Source organism: Actinomyces mediterranea, from assembly GCF_900155595.1.
Lineage (GTDB): Bacteria > Actinomycetota > Actinomycetes > Actinomycetales > Actinomycetaceae > Pauljensenia > Pauljensenia mediterranea.
The window spans coordinates 726,898-745,673 of the sequence record NZ_FTPB01000004.1; the positions used below are offsets into that span (position 1 = coordinate 726,898).

16 protein-coding genes, 3 tRNA genes and 1 pseudogene are annotated in these 18,776 nt (G+C 65.1%); 11 read left to right on the forward strand and 9 right to left on the reverse strand.

The features are described 5' to 3' along the window. Positions 1-53: 53 nt before the first annotated feature. Positions 54-1,784 (reverse strand): mechanosensitive ion channel family protein, encoded by a 1,731-nt coding sequence (locus BQ7471_RS07260; RefSeq protein ID WP_076465256.1) that lies wholly within the window; start codon positions 1,782-1,784, stop codon positions 54-56. 207 nt (positions 1,785-1,991) lie between these two features. Here BQ7471_RS07260 and BQ7471_RS07265 point away from each other — a divergent pair. From BQ7471_RS07265 to BQ7471_RS07315, 11 genes are all read left to right on the forward strand, one after another. Beyond that, positions 1,992-2,064: transfer RNA gene (locus tag BQ7471_RS07265), tRNA-Glu, on the forward strand. A 60-nt stretch (positions 2,065-2,124) separates the two neighbouring features. Beyond that, positions 2,125-2,198: transfer RNA gene (locus BQ7471_RS07270), tRNA-Asp, on the forward strand. Positions 2,199-2,225: 27 nt separating this feature from the next. Continuing rightward, a tRNA-Phe gene (locus BQ7471_RS07275) sits at positions 2,226-2,301 on the forward strand. A gap of 124 nt (positions 2,302-2,425) precedes the next feature. Further along, positions 2,426-2,761, forward strand: coding sequence for an NAD(P)H-binding protein (locus tag BQ7471_RS11905; RefSeq protein WP_407922694.1), 336 nt, complete (start codon positions 2,426-2,428; stop codon positions 2,759-2,761). Positions 2,762-2,925: 164 nt separating this feature from the next. Next, positions 2,926-3,669, forward strand: a complete 744-nt coding sequence (locus BQ7471_RS07285; protein WP_076466258.1) for an NYN domain-containing protein — start codon at positions 2,926-2,928, stop codon at positions 3,667-3,669. A gap of 241 nt (positions 3,670-3,910) precedes the next feature. Next, positions 3,911-5,257 carry a hypothetical protein gene (locus BQ7471_RS07290; RefSeq protein WP_076465257.1) on the forward strand — a complete coding sequence of 449 codons (1,347 nt, stop codon included), beginning with the start codon at positions 3,911-3,913 and terminating at the stop codon, positions 5,255-5,257. A gap of 121 nt (positions 5,258-5,378) precedes the next feature. Further along, positions 5,379-5,840, forward strand: a complete 462-nt coding sequence (locus BQ7471_RS07295) for a phage holin family protein (protein WP_076465259.1) — start codon at positions 5,379-5,381, stop codon at positions 5,838-5,840. Further along, entirely contained in the window at positions 5,837-6,178 is a 342-nt protein-coding gene (locus BQ7471_RS07300; RefSeq protein WP_076465260.1) for a DUF3618 domain-containing protein, read from the forward strand. Before BQ7471_RS07295 ends, BQ7471_RS07300 begins: the two co-directional genes overlap by 4 nt. A gap of 173 nt (positions 6,179-6,351) precedes the next feature. After that, positions 6,352-6,597: a DUF3073 domain-containing protein gene (locus BQ7471_RS07305; protein WP_076465262.1), complete on the forward strand. Its 246-nt coding sequence runs from the start codon at positions 6,352-6,354 to the stop codon at positions 6,595-6,597. 162 nt (positions 6,598-6,759) lie between these two features. Beyond that, positions 6,760-7,755, forward strand: a complete 996-nt coding sequence (locus BQ7471_RS07310) for a S41 family peptidase (RefSeq protein ID WP_076465263.1) — start codon at positions 6,760-6,762, stop codon at positions 7,753-7,755. 194 nt (positions 7,756-7,949) lie between these two features. After that, positions 7,950-9,263, forward strand: a complete 1,314-nt coding sequence (locus BQ7471_RS07315; RefSeq protein ID WP_076465265.1) for a Fic family protein — start codon at positions 7,950-7,952, stop codon at positions 9,261-9,263. Between the two features lie 79 nt (positions 9,264-9,342). On the opposite strand, the gene purM is transcribed toward BQ7471_RS07315, so the two are convergent. From purM to BQ7471_RS07360, 8 genes and pseudogenes are all read right to left on the reverse strand, one after another. Next, positions 9,343-10,479, reverse strand: a complete 1,137-nt coding sequence (purM, locus tag BQ7471_RS07320; protein WP_076465266.1) for a phosphoribosylformylglycinamidine cyclo-ligase — start codon at positions 10,477-10,479, stop codon at positions 9,343-9,345. 86 nt (positions 10,480-10,565) lie between these two features. Continuing rightward, a complete protein-coding gene (purF, locus tag BQ7471_RS07325; protein WP_076465268.1) occupies positions 10,566-12,140 on the reverse strand; it encodes an amidophosphoribosyltransferase in 1,575 nt (524 codons plus the stop codon). Next, the gene (gene mnhG / locus BQ7471_RS07330) at positions 12,115-12,528 is read right to left on the reverse strand and encodes a monovalent cation/H(+) antiporter subunit G (RefSeq protein ID WP_076465270.1); all 414 of its coding nucleotides are present in this window, start codon (positions 12,526-12,528) and stop codon (positions 12,115-12,117) included. The genes purF and mnhG overlap by 26 nt, the downstream gene beginning before the upstream one ends. Beyond that, positions 12,521-12,910 (reverse strand): MrpF/PhaF family protein, encoded by a 390-nt coding sequence (locus BQ7471_RS07335; RefSeq protein ID WP_076465271.1) that lies wholly within the window; start codon positions 12,908-12,910, stop codon positions 12,521-12,523. The genes mnhG and BQ7471_RS07335 overlap by 8 nt, the downstream gene beginning before the upstream one ends. Beyond that, positions 12,907-13,485, reverse strand: coding sequence for a Na+/H+ antiporter subunit E (locus BQ7471_RS07340; RefSeq protein WP_083663308.1), 579 nt, complete (start codon positions 13,483-13,485; stop codon positions 12,907-12,909). The genes BQ7471_RS07335 and BQ7471_RS07340 overlap by 4 nt, the downstream gene beginning before the upstream one ends. Further along, positions 13,482-15,251 (reverse strand): annotated as a pseudogene (locus tag BQ7471_RS10835) (Na+/H+ antiporter subunit D). The gene BQ7471_RS07340 and the pseudogene BQ7471_RS10835 overlap by 4 nt, the downstream one beginning before the upstream one ends. Beyond that, positions 15,248-15,757 (reverse strand): Na(+)/H(+) antiporter subunit C, encoded by a 510-nt coding sequence (locus tag BQ7471_RS07355; protein WP_076465277.1) that lies wholly within the window; start codon positions 15,755-15,757, stop codon positions 15,248-15,250. Before BQ7471_RS07355 ends, BQ7471_RS10835 begins: the two are co-directional and overlap by 4 nt. Continuing rightward, positions 15,754-18,642, reverse strand: a complete 2,889-nt coding sequence (locus BQ7471_RS07360) for a Na+/H+ antiporter subunit A (protein ID WP_076465279.1) — start codon at positions 18,640-18,642, stop codon at positions 15,754-15,756. Before BQ7471_RS07360 ends, BQ7471_RS07355 begins: the two co-directional genes overlap by 4 nt. Between the last annotated feature and the right edge of the window lie 134 nt (positions 18,643-18,776).

An 18,776-nucleotide genomic window follows, 5' to 3' on the forward strand; every position in this document is an offset into this window, starting at 1 on the left:
ATCCTGTGCCGCCACCGGGACCCCATGGTGGACTCCGGCGATACGCGGCCCGGCTATTCCTTGTCCGTGTCCTCCTCGCGCCGTCCGCGTGCGTCTTCTTCTCGTTTCTTCGCCAACGCCTCACGCTCGGCGAGAGCCTCCTCGCCGGGGCCGGCGAAGATCTCGGAGCGCTCCTCCGCGTCGGGCGAGCCGGAGTAGAGGCGCTCTCCCCTGCCGCCGCTGGTCACTGTCGGCAGCGTCATGGTCCGCGTCTCCTGCAGGGGGGCGCCGACTCGCTGGGCGATCCGGGTTTCGGAGTCTGTTCCACAGGCGGGCGAGGAGGCGGAGACGACCCTGTCGAGGGTGCTCCTGGTCATCACTTGGGTCCGTGCCCCGTGCTCTTCAGTGGGCTTGCCCTCTGCGAGGTCGCGCATCCTCTCGGCCAGTGCACGCCTGCGGGCGCGCTTGGCCTTGCGCCTGGCTGCGACCATGCGTGCAGCGTGTGCGGCAGCATCATCGTCCGCCCCGGCGGACAGCGCGTTTTGGGCGGCCTCCATGACAGTGATACCGTCCTCGTCAATGGAGGTTTCGGAGGCGTCGTCGGCGATCTGGGACAGTTCCGAGGCGAAGGCGGCGACCCGTTCCCGCGAGCGGTCCTCAGGGACGGAGAGAGCTTCGAGCGGCTGTGTGCGATTCGCCGGCCTCGCCCACGGTTCCTCGTCAACGACCCAGGCAATGAGGTTCTCGCGCAGGTAGCACCGCAGATCCCACAGGTTGCCCGAGTTGGTCGCCGATACGAGGATGCGCACAGTGACGGTCGACGTGTCCGAAGCCGTCATCTGCACGTTCCAGGTCCGCCCGTCCCACAGGTCCGTCGCAGACAGGAGCTGTTCGACTTTTTGCCGGATGAGCGCCATGGGTGCCGCCCAGTCGAAGTGCAGTTCGACCGTTCCGAGTTGCGCTGCGGCACGACGGGTCCAGTTCTCGAAGGCGGTCGACGTGAAGTACGTGGAGGGGATGATGAGTCGGCGCTCGTCCCACAGCCTCACAACGACGTAGCTGAGCGTGATCTCCTCGATTGCGCCGGACTCGCCCTTGTCGTTGGCGACGACAACATCGCCGACCCGGATCGCGTCCGTGAAGGCGAGTTGGATTCCCGCGAAGACGTTCCCGAGGGTCTGCTGGGCGGCGAGGCCCGCGATGACGGAGATGAGGCCAGCTGAGGCGAGAAGGGTTCCCATCGCCTGGCGGGCGGCGTCGAAGGTCGCAAGGATCGCGCAGATGCCGATAATGGCGACGATCACTTGGATGAGCCTGCGGATAACCTGTGCCTGCGTCTCAAAGCGCCGCGCCCGGCCATAGTCGGCGCTCAAGCGCATCTTCGCAGCATCTTCGAATACCCACGCCGCCGCATAAGCGATCCACGTCATTGCGGCGATCGCGATGATGAGGAGCACGTGGAGGGAGGACTGCACGAGGGTCGCGTTCCCCCATCCGGTGAGTTCTGCGCCCTGGAGCATCCAGCCGAGGCCGAGCCACGCCCCCCACGTCATGAAGGTGACGTACAGGGGTGTGCGGACGCGTTTGACGAGGGCGGCCCCGGGCGCCCACCTGCGTAACATGCGCCTGAGTGCCGCGGAGACGAGGGCGGCTCCGATGAAGGCGATGAGGGCGCCGACGACTCCCCCGCCGAGGAGCGAGGCGATGTCGAGGGCGTTGCCGACGGCATCGTCTCCGGCGCCCGACTGGGCGTCTTCCATGGGCAGGAGCAGTGCGGCGATGAGCGTCTGAGGGAGCGTGGTCATGCGTCAAGCGTAGAGGCCCGGCGCTGCGTCGCCCGGGGAGGCCCCGTGCGTTTCCCATGAGTCGCCGATCGGTCTGGGACGGCAAGGGTCACGTCGGCGGTGAATGATACCCCTTGTGAGGGGGTTCACCGAGGAGCATTTTGCATACTAGTGGGTTATCTGCCTATTATTTTCCGCGTCACGGACGCCAGTCCGGTGGCCACTCAGGCCCCCATCGTCTAGCGGCCTAGGACACCGCCCTTTCACGGCGGCGACACGGGTTCGAATCCCGTTGGGGGTACTCTTCCCCCGGCATCGTGTCGATCGTGGAGAATAATTCAATAGGTCTTACCTGTTGTAAGGCCCCGTAGCGCAGTTGGTTAGCGCGCCGCCCTGTCACGGCGGAGGTCGCGGGTTCAAGTCCCGTCGGGGTCGCCGACCAGACCGGAAGGTCACGGTCCTGGCTCTGTAGCTCAGTTGGTAGAGCGTTCGACTGAAAATCGAAAGGTCACCGGATCGACGCCGGTCGGAGCCACCAGCAAACCCCGAAGCATTGCTTCGGGGTTTTTGGTTTTCCGGGAGCCCCATCGGTACACTCCGCTTAAAGGACAAAATGTGTTGGTGAAACGCTGAGTTTTGGACTTGTTGGAACCACGGGGACGATCGGCCGCGAAGTCTCCTCTCAACTCGTCGCCTCCAAACGCTCCATTCGCGCACTCACGCGCAACGACTCACGCGCACGCCGTCTCCTCGGACCCGACGAGGACGTCGTCGTCGAGGACATCGCGAATCCGAACGATGTCGCCGCAGCGCTTCACGGAGTCGACTCCGTCATCCTCACCCATGGCGGCGACTCCGACCCGCAGCGCATCAACTGCGGTGCTGTGAAAGCTCTCGTCACCGCGTTGAGCGGCGAGTCCGGCCAGGCTGGTTCGTCGAGACCAACCCCGGTCAGATGCGCTACCATCATTACCAGCAAGAATGGAAACAACGGGTGACAGATCTGCTGTTCGACTAGCATCCGTGCTAGCCTGTGAATCCACAGGTCCCTTGCCGTTGACCCTCCGCCAATATGGAGAGTTGCCGATGACAGGGACCGATTGTTTTGGAGCATGATGACAGGTAAGACCCCTACCGGTACCCGCGTCAGGAACCTATGTCCATGGACAGGCGCCGTGTCATCGTTACTGCGATTATGGTCGACGGAGGCTTCTACAGGAAGCGAGCACGGGCGTTGTTCGGGGACAAAAGAGCCGATCAGCGTGCGGATGAGCTGCTCGAGTACTGCCGACGTCACATTCGTAAGTCACACGCATCGCTCTACCGCATCTACTACTACGACTGTCCACCATCGGAACGAGTCATATTCCATCCCTTGACGCGCGCACAGATCAACTTGCGCAAGAGCGCCGAGTTCGAATGGATGACGCAGTTCATGCGGGCGCTGACCACGAAACGCAAAGTTGCGCTCCGTCGCGGGGAAGAACTTGAGACGCAACAGGGCTACATGCTGAAGTCAGAACCATTGAAGAAGCTTCTCGCGGGCACGAAGCAGATCTCCGATCTGACCGAAGAGGACTTTCTGCTCGACATCACCCAAAAGGGTGTCGACATGAGGATCGGCTTAGATATCGCTTCTCTTGCCGAACGGGGAGCTGTCAATCAGATCATCATGATCTCAGGAGACAACGACTTCGTCCCAGCAGCGAAGCACGCCCGCCGCTCCGGCATTGACTTCATCCTCGATCCGATGTGGGCCAACGTTACCGATAGCCTCAGCGAACACGTTGACGGCGTCCGTAAGTGCGTTCTTCGACCTCCTCAGAATCTACAAGATCCTCTGCACATCTCGAACATGGGGAATACCGAATCCCTCGTTGATGATGATGACCCGCATGAACTCTGAGTCACTAGTTAGTCGCCAGCACTCGAGTTCGTCATTTCTGCGGCCAGACACAGTTGAGCACGAGAACACCCTCCTGCCCCTTGCCAGCGTTCACATCGCGCCGAACCTGCTCCCCGTTGAGGTGAAAGGAGACGAGAGCCCCTCGTAGTCAGCAGACACGCCAGCGCCGAAGATCCCGCCGTTTTCCGCTCCCCGCCGCGTCACGAGTGAGAGACGGAGAAGAACCTGGGACAATGATCGCATGCCCAATGCGAATGGAAGCCTCAGTCCGAAGCCCTGGTGGCGCACTCGTAAGAACCACAGTGCACCCGGCCCGGGTTCGTCGGTGAACGTCTTCCTGCGCAACATCACCTTCAATGCGACCGATCGCGAGGCATGCATCCTCGACTCGATCACCCTCGGCTTCCGTTCCGGCTCCTTTACCGCGATCGTCGACCCGACGCTCGCGCACTCCCGCGTGCTCCTCCTCATCATCGCGGGCCTCCTTGAGCCGACCTTAGGCAGCATTGATGTCCGCTCACAGCGCTCAGGACGCATGGCGGCGGTCGCCCTCGTCCACCGCCACTCCACCATCGACGCTTCTCTCACCGTCCGCCAGAACCTCTTCCTGCCTCTCGCGGCGACCGGCACCGTGTCCGACTGGGGCCGTCTCAACTCCGCAGTGTCCCTCGCCTCCCTCGCCGAACGATTGTCGGATCGGGCGGACTCACTCCCCCCGATCGACCGCTTCCGCCTCGAAGTCGCGCGCGCCATCGTCTCCGGCGGGGATGTCATCCTCGTTGAAGACCCGACGCACCTGCCGTCCCGCGCGGACCATGCGAGCGCCATCTCCCTGCTGAAGAGTGTCGCCACCCATGGCTCGACAGTGATCCTGTCAACTGCATCGCCCGCGACCGCCGCCGCTGCCGACCGCGCCGTCGTCCTCACCTCCGGCATGGTCGTTGACGACCTCGTCCCCGCTGACGAGGCCGCAATCGGGGCTGCGCTGCAGGAGCACGTGCAGAACCCGGCAACCCTGCTTGGCCCGATCCCCTCCGCGCAACCACCCGTTGACGATGCCGTCCCGGTTGAGGCCGAGGCGGATGATGATCCGATGGTGCCGCCGTTCCACCCGCTCGACGGCGACTACGACAATATCGGGCGAGTCGGCGCACAGCCCGACGACCAGGACGAATCCTCCCCCGCGTTCACCGCGTGGCTCACGCGCATGTCCGCCCGCATGGGCGAAGGAGCGGACGACGACGCGGAGTCGGGCAACGGGACAGCCTCGGCGATCGACATGGCCGCCGAGGAGCGTTACCCCACTGCGCCGACGCCCGCGCAGCAGCTGCCCCCAGTCGCCCAGGGCTTCCCCCGGCAGCGCGCAACCCGTCACCGCGAGCCCGATCCGATCACGCAGGCGATCCGTATCCACGCGCAAGCAGCGCAGGAAAATGCGCCGGAGCGCCCGAGCGCCGATGAGGTGAGCGCGCTGCTGGCCGCACAGCGACCAGCGTCAACGACCCCCACCCCCGAACAGGCTCAGATCATCGACAAGGCGCGCCAGATCCTCAACGACCTGCCCGGGCCCGTTGTCCCCGAAGACTGAGTCCGCACCCCGTGCGCGTCGAAAATCCCTCAAGGGATCACCCGCGGGCGCAGATCGTGAGAAACTGAGAGGTACCAGCATAACGACCCGCGCACGTCTTTCAAGGAAGCGAGTGCCTTCGATGACGACACCATTCGAGTCGCTCGGCGACGCCGGGGCCGCGAGCCCGCGCCCGGCTGCCTCTTCGACAACGGATCCGAAACGACCGGCAACGATGGGTGAACTATTCGCCGCCCTCTCCACCCAGGTCACTGCCCTCGTCAACGGCGAGATCGAACTCACCAAGCTCAAGGCGAAGAACTTCGCGAAGAAAGCGGGCATGGGAGGGGCGCTCCTCTCAGTGGCGGGAGTCCTCGCCCTGTACATGCTCGGCTGGGCGTTGCACACCATTGAGCTCGCGATCGCCCTCACCCTGCCCGCATGGGCGGCCTCCCTCATCGTCGCAGGCGTCCTCCTCATCATCGTCGCAATCCTCGCTGCGGTCGGAACGAATGAGTTGAAGAAGAGCCAGGAGCATACGCCCGACTTCACCAGCGGGTTCAGCCAAGACATCGACGCCGTGAAGAAAGGTCTGGGGAAGTGAGCAGCACGGATAATCCGGTCGAGCGCACCGAAGCCGACATCCAGGCGGAACTAGAGTCCCTGCGCCTGCAGATGACGCAAACCGTTGATGAGCTTTTCGGCAGGGTCCAGCCCGCCTACATCGTGTCGCAGGCGAAGCAGAATGCGCAGGACACGATCGCAGAGTTGTTGGAAAAGACCCGCGAGAAGGCCCAGGAGTTCAAGACCCTGGCCGCACAGACTGCGCAGGATGCCCGCGAGGGCGACGTGGAAGCGTTGAAGAAGGTCGGTTATACCGCTGTTGGTGCAGTCGCCGTGACCGTCCTCGTCATGTGGCGGATCGCACGCAGAAAGCGCTGAATACTGCCCGAACTGCACCCGCTACTCCGTGGGAAACCATGATGCCGAGCACACGGGACGCATCCTGTGTGGGGACTTGCCGCCGGTTGAGGCTATGATATTCCCACGACACATTCTGATCATCCAGGGAACCGCCTAGCGCGGACCCGAACTACGCGGAGGGGGTCGACGCCATGGGGCGCGGCCGTCAAAAGGCTAAGCAGACGAAAGTCGCTCGTAAGCTGAAGTATTTCAGCCCGGACACGGATCTGGAAGCTTTACAGCGGGAGTTGGCATCAGCGGATCACGATTCCGACCATTCGGATGACGATGCTGACGAGGACGACCTCTACTCCAAGTACGCGGACTTCGCCGACGAGGACGACGAGGACGATCCTCGCGAACTCGACGAGGACTTCTGGGTCAACCCGTCGAAGTAGCCTCTGGGCGCGGCGGCGCCGCGCGGACGCAGTTCAACACGCGAAGTCGCGAATAACCGGAAGCGCACGATTCCCCCGGACTGGTCCGGAGGAAGTCTTCCGGGTTCTCACAGGGCATCCCCTCATAGTGGGCCGTGCGGAGGCGACCATACGATCAATGACATGTTGAAGAAAGTCCTCATCGCACTCGTTGCCGTCGTCATCGCACTCGCGGGGGGCGCCCTCGCCCTCGTCCACGTCTATGGGCCCAGCTACGGCATCATGCTCACCGGCACGCCCATCTTCCTAGTGGCGCCATCACCGCAGAAGTACGCGACGACCGTCCTCGAGGCGACCGATCTATTCGCGCTCGATGCGGATTCGCCCGAATATGCGGACGCCCGCGCCCGCGCCGTCGAGGCGTCGAAGAGCGCGACGGACTACTCCGACCTCCACGAGCCCTTGAAAGAAGCCCTGAAAACGGCGGGCGGCAAACACTCGAATTTCGTGAGCCCCCAGACACGCACCGACGTCGCCGAGAAATCGCCGCTCGTCGACCCAACGGTGACGGTCGACGGCAGAGTCGCCATCGCGACCGTCCCCGAATTCGACTCCTACGAGGGCGACCCCGAAAAGTATGCGAATATCCTCGCCAAGGGCCTTGATGGGGCCGTGTCGGGAGGCGCCTGCGGCGCAGTCATCGATCTGCGCGGCAACGGAGGGGGCGACATGGGACCCATGCTCGCGGGCCTCTCGCCCCTTCTGCCCGACGGGATGGCGCTGGAATTCGTCGGAAAGCACTCGGTGACACCGGTCATCATCTCCGGCGCCTCGGTCACCGGCGGGGGAACACCGACCGGTGTCGAGGGAGTCGGCAAGTACACGGTTCCCGTCGCAGTCCTCACCGATGGTGACACCGCCTCCTCCGGGGAGGCGACCGCCCTCGCATTCAAGGGTCTTGCCGACGCGCGCAGCTTCGGCGCACCGACTGCGGGTTATGCGTCGGCGAATATGTCATTCCTGATGCCCGATGGGGCGCTCGTCATGATCACCAGTGCCTACGACCGTGATCGGGAGGGGACCACCTACGGCGACGATCCGATCGCTCCGGATGAGCAGGCCGATGACGCTCTCTCCGCAGCGAGGGCATGGCTCTCCGCCGAATACGGGTGCCGGTGACAGCATCTCGAAAGCAGTACAGCTGCGGCACACGATCCCCGAAGTGAGTCGGGTCGGGCATTTCAGAATCACCGAGGGCGACCTCAGCTCATTCGGGTGACACCTCACGGCCTCTCCAGGATCAGGCTTAACCGTGGTCGTCCCGCGAGTTTCATCAAGGATAAGGATTAAACTTGAGAAGGAAAGGGGGCGCTATGGCCGGCTGGGATGAGCAATTCTGGGAATCCACGATCGAATCAGGGCTCCCGAGGCGTGCGCGTCGTTCAGGTACATATCGTTCCTACATCCCCGATCCGCTCGTCGGTTCCCCCCTCATTCTCACTCCCGAACTCGACGCCCTCGTCGCCGAGGCCGAGCGCGCAGTCCGTTCAGTCGCATCAAGCGACGACCTCGCAGGAATCTCCCGATTCCTTCTTCGATCCGAGGCGATCGCCTCATCCCAGATCGAGGGATATGCGCCCTCATCCAGGCAGGTGGCATTCGCAGAGCTCGAGGAGTCCGAAGGCAAGCTCAATGCTTCGGAGCAGGCGCGCCTAGTCGTTCACAACATGACGATCGTCGAAGAGGCGCGAAAGACTCTCGTCCACAAGCCTCGAATCGAGGCCGAGGACCTCGTGCGCCTTCAAGGAGCACTTCTCGCCGACTCACCCGATCTTGCAGGACTTCGGCAGGTTCAGAATTGGATCGGCGGAGACTCACACACTCCACTCGAAGCCGAGTTCGTCCCACCGGCCCCCGAGCGTGTGCGCACCCTCCTGTCAGACATCATCGACTATGCAAACGGGGCAGCGCACTCTCCCATCGTGCAAGCCGCCCTCGTCCATGCTCAACTCGAGACGATCCATCCTTTCGCTGACGGAAACGGCAGAGTCGGGCGCGCACTCATCCACACGATCCTCATGAGAAGAGGTCTTACCGAGAAAGCCGTACTGCCGATCAGTCAGGTTCTCTCGACATTTACGGATGATTACGTGTCCGCCCTCGACGCGTACCGGTACACCGGCCCGATCGGAAGCTCCGAATTCCACGCAGGACGCGCCCACTGGATCTCCTTCTTCACACGTTCGCTCGTCGCCGCGACCGAACAAGCGCGTTCGATCGAGAACGAGCTCAAGAGCATTCGAGAGGAATGGAACGAGGAGCTCGCCCGCTATGTGAATGCGAGCGGCCGATCCCGGGCGATGCGCGCGGATTCAGCATCGTCACGAATCCTTAACGACCTGCCGTCCACTCCCGTTCTGACCGCCACTTCAGCCAGTCGCATCCATTCAATTTCGACGCAAGCCGCGCGCCAGGGTCTCATTCAACTCGACGAAGCAGGAATCCTCGAGCGTCGAGACATTCGCGGAAAGACCTTCTTCTCGGCGCCTCGCGTGCTTGAGTTAGTCGATCTTGCTGCGAGACGACTCGCAAGCACGGCTTTCGATACGCGGATCAGCTCGCCGGTTTCAGCGGTTCCCATCATTCCTACCTCGGACACCTCACGGCCTCTCCAGGATCAGGCTTAACCGTGGTCGCCCCGCGAGTTTCATCAAGGATAAGGATTAAACTTGAGAAAAGTCCCGCTGCTTCCTCCGACCGACGCATTCAAGCCGTGCGATAGCTGCCGTGCAGTCGGACCGCGCCGGCCGTGACGCCCTTCGTCCCGGAGATGACGCGGCCACCGGCAGCGCCCTCGCCGACACCGCCCATGGACACGGTGCCGAGCACCCACGCACCCACTCCCGCGGCTCGCACTAGGCGCAGCACCTCATCAGCGGACTCGGAGCCGACGACTCCGACCATGCCGACGCCGAGATTGAGGGAATCCTCCATTCCCTCCCAGGTGACCGCCCCGCCGCGGCGCACCCAGTCGAACACCGGGGGCACGACCCACGAGCCCCGATCCACGGTGCCGACCGCGCCCGCGGGCAAAACCCGCGACAGATTCGCACCCAGGCCGCCGCCGGTTACATGGGACAGGGCATGCATGCCGCGTGCGCCCTCCCCCGCTCCGACGGCGTCGATGAGGTCGAGGCACAGCGTCGTATACAGGCGAGTCGGCTCTAACAGCTCCTCGCCGAGGGTGCGTCCGAACTCGTCAACCTGCGCATCGAGGCCGAGGCCGGTGCGCGCCACGACGGAACGCACCAGCGAATACCCATTCGAGTGCAGACCCGAGGACGCCATTGCGATGAGCACATCCCCATCCGAGACCCTCTCGGGACCCAGGACCATCGAAGCGTCGACGACTCCGGTCGCAGCCCCCGCGATGTCGTAGTCGTCGGGCGCCATGACTCCCGGGTGCTCAGCGGTTTCACCGCCGATCAGCGGCGTCCCCGTCGCCTCACAGGCCCGGGCGATGCCAGTGACGATCTGGGCGATCCGCTCGGGGACGACGCGGCCGCAGGCGATGTAATCCGTCATGAGGACAGGGCGCGCCCCGATGACGACGATGTCGTCGACGACCATTCCGACGAGGTCCTGACCGATCGTGTCGTGGACATCCATCGCCTGGGCGATGGCGATCTTCGTGCCGACCCCGTCCGTCGACGTGGCGAGGAGGGGACGCTCCATGTTGAGAAGCACCGAGGCGTCGACCATGCCCGCGAATCCGCCGGTCGCCCCAAGGACCGTCGCATCATGGGTCCGTGACACCGCCTCCTTCATGAGTTCGACGGCGCGGTCTCCCGCAGCGGTATCGACTCCGGCAGAGGCGTAATCGAGGGGGGCAGTATCACTCATCGAGGCTCCTAGTGTCGGCGGCGGCGGTGGATTCGATTCGCGGCGCTGAGCGCTCAGCGAGTACTCGCGGCGCGCATGGTCCGGGGTCAGCCGCTGATGGCCCCCGGCGTGCCGGGAATGGGCGTCCCCTTCGGGATCGCCTCGGGATAGTCGCCGGTGAAGCAGCCCAGGCACAGGCTGGTCCCCTGCTGGGTCGCACGGACCATTCCCTCCATCGACAGATAGGCGAGGGAGTCCGCGCCGATCGACTGGCACACCTCATCGACGCTCATTGACGAGGCGATGAGTTCCGCGCGCGTCGGGAAGTCAATGCCGAAGAAGCACGGCCAAGTGACCGGCGGCGATGAGATGCGCACATGCACCTCTGTCGCGCCCGCCTCCCTCAACATCTTGACGAGGGCGCGCTGCGTGTTACCACGCACGATCGAATCGTCGATGACGATGAGGCGCTTGCCCTCGATGACCGCGCGCAGTGGGTTGAGCTTGAGGCGGATGCCGAGCTGACGCAACGACTGGGTCGGCTGGATGAAGGTCCTGCCGACATACGCATTCTTCACGAGGCCGTGGGCGAAGGGGATCCCCGACTCTTCGGCGTAGCCGATCGCCGCAGGAGTGCCCGACTCGGGGGTCGGGATGACGAGATCGGCCTCGATCGGCGCCTCCGTAGCGAGGAGCGCGCCCATGTCGCGCCTGGCGGCGACGATCTGCCGATCGCCGATGACCGTGTCGGGGCGGGCGAGGTAGACGTACTCGAAGACGCAGGTATTGGAATGGCGCACGGCGAAGCGGCGCGAGTGGACGCCGTTGGAGTCGATGGCGACGAGTTCGCCGGGTTCGATCTCACGGACGAAGGTGGCGCCGCACAGGTCGAGGGCCGCAGTCTCGGAGGCGAGCACCCACCCCGAATAGAGGCGCCCGAGGACGAGGGGCCGGTAGCCGTGGGGGTCCCTGGCACCGTAGAGCGTGTTCTCATCCATGAAGACGAGGGAGAAGGCCCCCTTGAGTTTCGGCAGCACTTTGAGGGCGGGGCCGACCAGCGGCGCGGGCTCCCGGTGTGCGGCGCGCTCCCCGCCCTCTGCGGCATCGGCGCCGTCAATGGGTTCGTCGAGGGCGATCGCGGGAGGGATGAACGGGGAGGGGCCGGGGATGCGATCGGCCAGTCCGAGCAGTGCAGTAACGATCGAGGTATCCGTGTTGGCGCCGCGCTCCACGTCCTCGCCCTCATCCGCAATGGAGTTCGCGAGAGCGCGCACTTCGTCGGTGTTCGTGAGGTTCCCATTGTGGCACAGTGCGACGGTGCCGGTCGGGGTGGGGCCCAGGGTCGGCTGGGCATTGCGCCAACTGTCCTCCCCCGTCGTCGCATAGCGCACGTGGCCGAGGGCGAGGTGACCCGTCAGCCCGCGCAGCACCTGCTCGGAGAAGACCTGGTTGACGAGGCCCTGATCCTTGTAAACGAGGATCTGTTCGCCATTGGAGGCGGCAATTCCCGCGGACTGCTGTCCGCGGTGCTGCAGGGCGTAGAGCGAAAAGTAGGTGAGGCGCGAAACGTCCTCTCCCGGGGCCCATACGCCGAAGACGCCGCAGTGGTCGTGGGGGTGGTCGTCCTCGTAGGGGCCGAGGTTGATCGGTGTCTGGTCACTCTGAACGGAGATCGGGAGCACGCGTCAACTGTGCCACATTCGAGCCGTCTCGCGCTGGGGTATCCACGGGAGCATCCGCGAGGTCATCAACGGCGAGCCCCCCGATGGGGATCCCGGCTGCGGGCCGCTCGGTCCGGTCAATGCTGCGGGCGACGAGGTGGGAGCCGACGGGGGCGGTGATCACCTGCATGACGACGACGAGAATCGAGAGCACCAGCCATGCGGGACTCCACATCGTCACCGTAATGCCTGCGCATACGAGGAGCAGCCCGAGCAGCTGCGGCTTGGAGGCTGCGTGCATCCGGCTCCACGTGTCCTTCATCGTGACCATGCCGATGGCGGCGACGAGGGTGAAGAACACTCCTGCGAGCATGAGCAGCGCGCCGACCCAGTCGGTGATGTCACTCATGAGCGTCTCCCTGTTCGGCTTCGTCGAGTTCGGCGAGTTCGGCCTGTCGGGCCTCTTCCTCACGGCGCCGCAGCTGATCCGCGGCCTCTTGGGCAGTCAGGATGCGCCGCTCTTCAGCCCTTTCGCGGCCGGCGAAGCGGGCGATCACGACAGGCGAGAGGAATCCCACGACCGCCAGCAGCAGAATCACCGCGGCGAGGTCGTCGCGCGACCACCACACGACCATGACGGCAACGAGGCCGATCCCGCAGGCGGTGATGACGTCGGAGGCGATCGCACGATCGAGGAGGGTCGGGCCTAGTCCAACCCGCACGAGGGCGAGGACCGCGGCGAGTCCCGCCAGGATCGCGGTGGTGAGATAGACGAGGCTGAGTGCGCTCATTCCTCCCCCTGTCCGGTCGTCTCGCAGTCCTCGAGGCGGGAGACGACATCCGAGGGTGCAATGGCGCGGAGGATCCTCGCCTCCTGTTCGCGGATGGCTCGACGCACTCCCTCGGGACCGCCCTGGGCATCGAGGTCGAGGATGTGCAGGTAGATGCGCGCGCACGCCTGATCGACACGGACGACGATGGAACCGGGGATGAGGGAGGTCATCGCGGACAGGATCGTCAGGTGAACCGGGTCATCGGAGCGCAGGTCGACGCGGACGATACCGCGTGCGACGCAGGCGCCCGACAGCACGATCCACGACACCTGCAGGCCCGACTTCACCAAGTCGACGAGGAATCGGCTGAGGAGTCGGAGCAGGGCGATCGGACGGGCCCTCCACCTCGTGCCGACGCGCTCCATGGGGAGCAGGAGTTGGATTCCCACGGCTGTGAGGATCCCCGACACGACGGTCAGGGGTGTCAACTCGTGGAAGAGCATCAGCCATACGACGACGAGCCATAGCGTCAGTGACGCAGAGATGCGACCCTGGCGCCGGGTCTTCATCACCCGCGGAGGAGTACCCATCATCGGCCGCCCTTCCCGGTACCCGACTGTTCATCGAGGGGCGTCGCCCTCGGATCGGGGGCGATGTCGACGGACTGCGTCCCCCCGGACTCATCGACGGAGACGCCCAATCCGCGCCCATTGGAACTGAGGACGGCGCTGACATAGGAGGTGCGGGCCACCTGATCCCTCGCGGATGCCTCGACGTAGTCCCAGATGGAACCGGAGAAGAGTGCCATCGCTGCTTGCACCGCGAGCAGCCCCGCGACAACCGCGTACATAGGGCGCGAATTACGGACGGACGACGATTCGGTCTCGGTGCGCGAAGCACTCGCCGCCCGCGCCGACTTGACGGCGACTTGACTCTGAGCGGCTCTGGCCCGGGCGAATCGGCGCTCCGCGCGGGCTCTCAAGCGCTGCGGCGCGTCAGCGCGAACGGCGGGCGCCGACAGGAAGGCCGTCGAGTCGTCGGCGGACTGCCAAAACGCCAGGTTCCACCACTTGATAACCGCGAAGAGAGTGAGGAAGGAGGTGACCATCCCGCCACCGAGGAGCAGCCACCCCTGCGGGCTCGCCGCTTCCACGGATGCGCGGGCGAGGCCGAGTTTGCCGATGAAGCCGGTCAGCGGGGGAATGCCGATGAGGTTGAGTCCCGCCGTGAGGAACATGACGGCCAGTTTTGGCGCCGCGCGATACAGGCCCGACAATCTCGTCAATGAGGTCGTCCCCCTGCGCCGCTCAATGAGTCCCGCAATGAGGAACAGGGTCGTCTGGACGAGGATGTGGTGCGCCGCATAGTAGACGGCGGAGGCCAGCCCGATCCGGGAGGTCAACGACACGCCCCAGACCATGAAGCCGATATGGCTGACCAGGGTGAAGGACAAGAGCCTCTTGATGTCGTCCTGGGCGACGGCACCGAGGATCCCGACGAGCATGGTCGCCAGCGCGATGACGCTGAGCAGGGTCGTCAACCGTCCACCCGGGAAGAGGAGCACCTAGAGGCGGATGAGCGCATAGACGCCGACCTTCGTCATGAGGCCGGCGAAGACCGCGGTCACAGGGGCGGGCGCCGTCGGATAGGAGTCGGGCAGCCACGCGTGCAGGGGGAAGACAGCGGCTTTGATACCGAAGGCGACGAGGAGGACGACCTGGATGGCGAGCGAGGCTCCGGGATCGATCTGGGGCAGTCGTTGGGCGAGCTGAGCCATGTTGACGGTGCCGGTCGCCGCATAGACGAAAGCGATCCCGGCGAGGAAGATCGCCGAGGAGATGAGGGAGACGACGACGTAGACGGTGCCCGAGCGCACCCTCCCGCGGGTCGCCCCCAGGGTGATGAGCACGAATGAGGCGGCGAGGAGGATCTCGAAGCCGACGTAGAGGTTGAACAGATCACCGGTCAAGAAGGCGTTCGACACGCCCGCGGAGAGGACGAGGAAGGTCGGGAAGTACACGGAGACCGGTGCGCGCGGATCGTCGTCAATGGCTGATTGGGACAGCGAGTAGATGAGGACGGCGAGGGTCACGATCTGACTGACGAGCAGCATCACTGCGGCGAGTCGATCGGCGACGAGGGTGATGCCGATCGGGGCGGCCCAGCTTCCGACATCGAGTACGACGGGACTCGAGTCTGCAGCAATGGCGAGGATGGCCGCCACCAGAGTCGTTATGGTCATGACGACGAGGGCGATCGCCCGCTGGATGCGGGGCCTGCCCGCCAGGACGAGGGCGAACCCGGCTGCGCCGAGCGGCAAGAGGACGGGGATCGTGAGGAGCCATGCGGGCACTGTCATCGTGCATCCTCCCCTCGCGCGGGACCGTCGCCACCGGAGAGCGGCGCGGTGCCGCCAAAGGCGTCGGGGGCGTCCTCCGCATCGCGGTCGTAGTTGATACCCGCGTCTTCATCGCCGGTTGCCGCCCCTTCGACGTGCGTCTCCTCGTGGGCGCGTTCGCGCAGCAGCCGATCCTCGATGTCGTCAACGACCTCGTCGTGCCCGGTAAGGCGCCACTGGCGGTAGGCGAGCGCCAGACCGAAGGCGGTGGTGCCCAGCGAGAGGACGATGGAGGTGAGCATCATCGCCTGCGGCAACGGGTCCGTCATTGAATTGGGGTCCTCCTGGCCGAGGAGGGCGGGCCTGCCCGCTGCGCCGCCCGCAGCCAGGAGCAACACATTGATCCCGTGGGTGAGCAGTCCGAGTCCGATGAAGATCCTCGTCAGGGTCCGTTCGAGGATGAGGTAAACGCCGGAGCCGACGAGAACGCCGGCGACGATGAGCAGCATGAGCGGGGGAGTGTTCATCGACTCGCCCTCCTCACCGCTGAATCATCATGATCGGGTGTCGGCGATTGGCGGTCGATCTGCGCACCGGTCGCGGAGACCAGGTCGAGGACGAGACCGACAACGAGGATGTACACGCCGATGTCGAGGATCGTCGCCGTCGTGAAGTGCAGTGATCCGAGGGGTCCGGCGTCGAGGTCCACCGGCGTTGATTGGAGGACCGCGTTGCCGAAGGCGACGGGCGCCATGGCGGCGGCGCCCGCGACGAAGAGGCCGAGTCCAAGGATGCGCCCCGGCGCGATCGGCATCGCCTCGCCGAGTTCGTGGCGGCCTCCCGCCAGGTAGCGCAGGACGAAGGCGAGTCCGGCGACGACGCCCCCGACGAAACCGCCGCCGGGGTTGTTGTGCCCTATGAGCAGCAGCCAGATGGACACGAGGATCATGGTGGGGAACATGAGGCGAGCGACCACTTCGAGGACGGTGGAGCGCTCCTCGTGGGGCAGGGCGAGGGCGCCGCGCAGGAAGGGGTTGCGCTTCTTGCGCCGGATGAGCGCAGGGGCCCTGTCGATGCGACCCGACCGCGAGCGCACGTACAGCAGCGACGCGACGCCGGTGGCGATGACGAGGAGGACCGACAGTTCGCCGACGGTGTCCCAGGCGCGGATGTCGACGAGGATCACGTTGACGATGTTCTCCCCGCCGCCGAACTCGTAGGCCTCATTCGCCATGATCGTCGACACCGGGTCGTGGATGCGCGCCGATGAGGCGACGAGGCCGGTGATGACGACTCCCGCGCCCACGACGATGGCGACGGCGAGTTTCGCCCAGCGGCTCGACGCGAGGGGGCGGTCGGAGAAGAATCGGGGTAGGCGGCGCAGGACGAGGACGAAGACGACGATCGATACTGTTTCGACGACGATCTGCGTCAGGGCGAGGTCTGGGGCGCCCTGGGAGGCGTAGAGGACGGCGACGGCGAGGCCGACTGCGGACAGGGCGACGACCGCGCGCATCCGTCTGCGCGAGCGAACAGTCTCGACTGCGGCGATCAGCGCGACGATGCCGACGATCACATGGATTGGCGAATCCGTCCAACGGATGACCGCCGGATTGATCGAAGTGGCCGTCAATGCGCCGCCGACCAGCAGGATCAGCGTAATGAACAGGATCGACAGGTCCCACGGAAGGGATCCTCGACCGAAGGTGCGGGTGACTCTGGTCGCAAGGATCTCAACCTCGCGCAGGCTCCATGCGTACAGGTCGACGACGACGAGGGGGAAGCGCCATATCCTCTGGATCCTCCCGAATGCCTCGTGCCAACGGGAGATCAGCGCGGCGATGGCGAAGATGCCGACGGTGATGAGTGCGGGGACGGGGCCCGACCACCAGGCGAGGTGTGCGTGTCCGGGAAGGCCCACGCTCGCCTCGCCGAGAAGGCCCTCCACTGCTGCGGGGGCGAGCCCGATGAGGGCGCCCGCTCCGAGGAGGAGGATCGGGGCCTGCATGAGCGCGGGGGTGGGCAGGCAGTGCTTCGTATCCCGGCGCATCAGCCCCTCATCGCCCTCGGCGGGAAGGTCGCGTTCACCGAAGGCACCCCACCAGGCGCGCCACGAGTATGCGGCGGTGAGGATCGAGCCGACGACGACGATGACGAGGAGGAGGCGATCGACCGCGGGCGAAGCCCAAGCCGCCCCCGTTCCGTCAATGAGGCCGGTGATGAGTGCTTCTTTGCCGACGTATCCGACGGTGATCGGCACCCCTGCCATGGAGGCCGCGGCGAATGCCGCGCCCGCGGCGAGCACAGGTTTGTGCCTGCCCAGCCCGGACAGGTTGCGCCAGTCCCGCGTGCCCGTCGCGGACTCGATCGCACCGACTGTGAGGAAGAGTGCGGATTTGAAGAGCGAGTGGGAGATGAGCATGGTGAGTCCGGCGGTCATCACGGGGGCGCTTCCATGACCGACGGCAGCGGTGATGAGGCCCAATTGTGAGACCGTGCCGTAGGCGAGGACGAGTTTGAGGTCGTATTGCTTGAGGGCGCGCCATCCGCCAACGAGCATGGTCGCCGCTCCGAAGGAGACGATGACTGCAGACCACGGGCCGATGTGCGTGAAGCCGGGGGTGAGCCGGGCAACGAGGTAGACGCCCGCTTTCACCATGGCGGCGGCATGCAGGTAGGCGGATACGGGGGTCGGCGCGGCCATTGCGCCGGGCAGCCAGAAATGCGTGGGGATAAGAGCTGATTTGGAGAACGCGCCGGAGAGGATGAGCAGGGCGCCTGTGACGACCTGCCCGGAGGAGACGGCCAATGATCCGGATGCTGCGGACGATACGAGTTCACTGAGCCGGTAGGAGCCGCCGGGCGCTGCGGCGATCATGATGAAACCGGCGAACATGGCGAGAGAGCCGGAGGTCGTCACCAGTAACGCCTGCCGTGCTGCGATCCGCGCGGGCCGACGATCGTAGTGGTGTCCGATGAGCAGGAAGGACAGCACGGACGTCGCCTCCCAGAACACGTAGAGGCCCATAGAATGGTCGGTCTGGACGAGTCCAAGCATCGCTGCGGCGAAGGCGGTGAAGACCATCGCGAATCGGCGCAGGCCGTGCGATTGGTCGGAGAAGTACCGCGAGGCGTAGACGAGGACGAGGCCGCCGATTCCCCCAACGATGAGCGTCATCAGCCAGGACAGCGTATCCATGCGCATCCACACTATGAGGTCGAGCCCGCGGATCCACACGAGAGATTCTTCGACGGGAGTGCCCGACAGGACGCGGGGCGAATACGCCAGGGCGAGGGCGAAGGCGGAGAAGGGGGCGAAGGCGAGGAGGGCGAGCGCGCGCCGTCCGAAACGGGTCACGAGCAGAGGCGCCACGAGCACCGCACACACGTGCGCTGCGATGACGGCGAGCATGTCGGACTCCTTGATGGGGCTGTGGATGAATTCTACGGGAATGGCTGCCCGCCTGCGTGGTCGGCTCAGCGTCACGGGGGCGCCCGGTGTCACAATGGGGGCAGTACTGTGGTTCCCGATCTGCACTCCGGAGG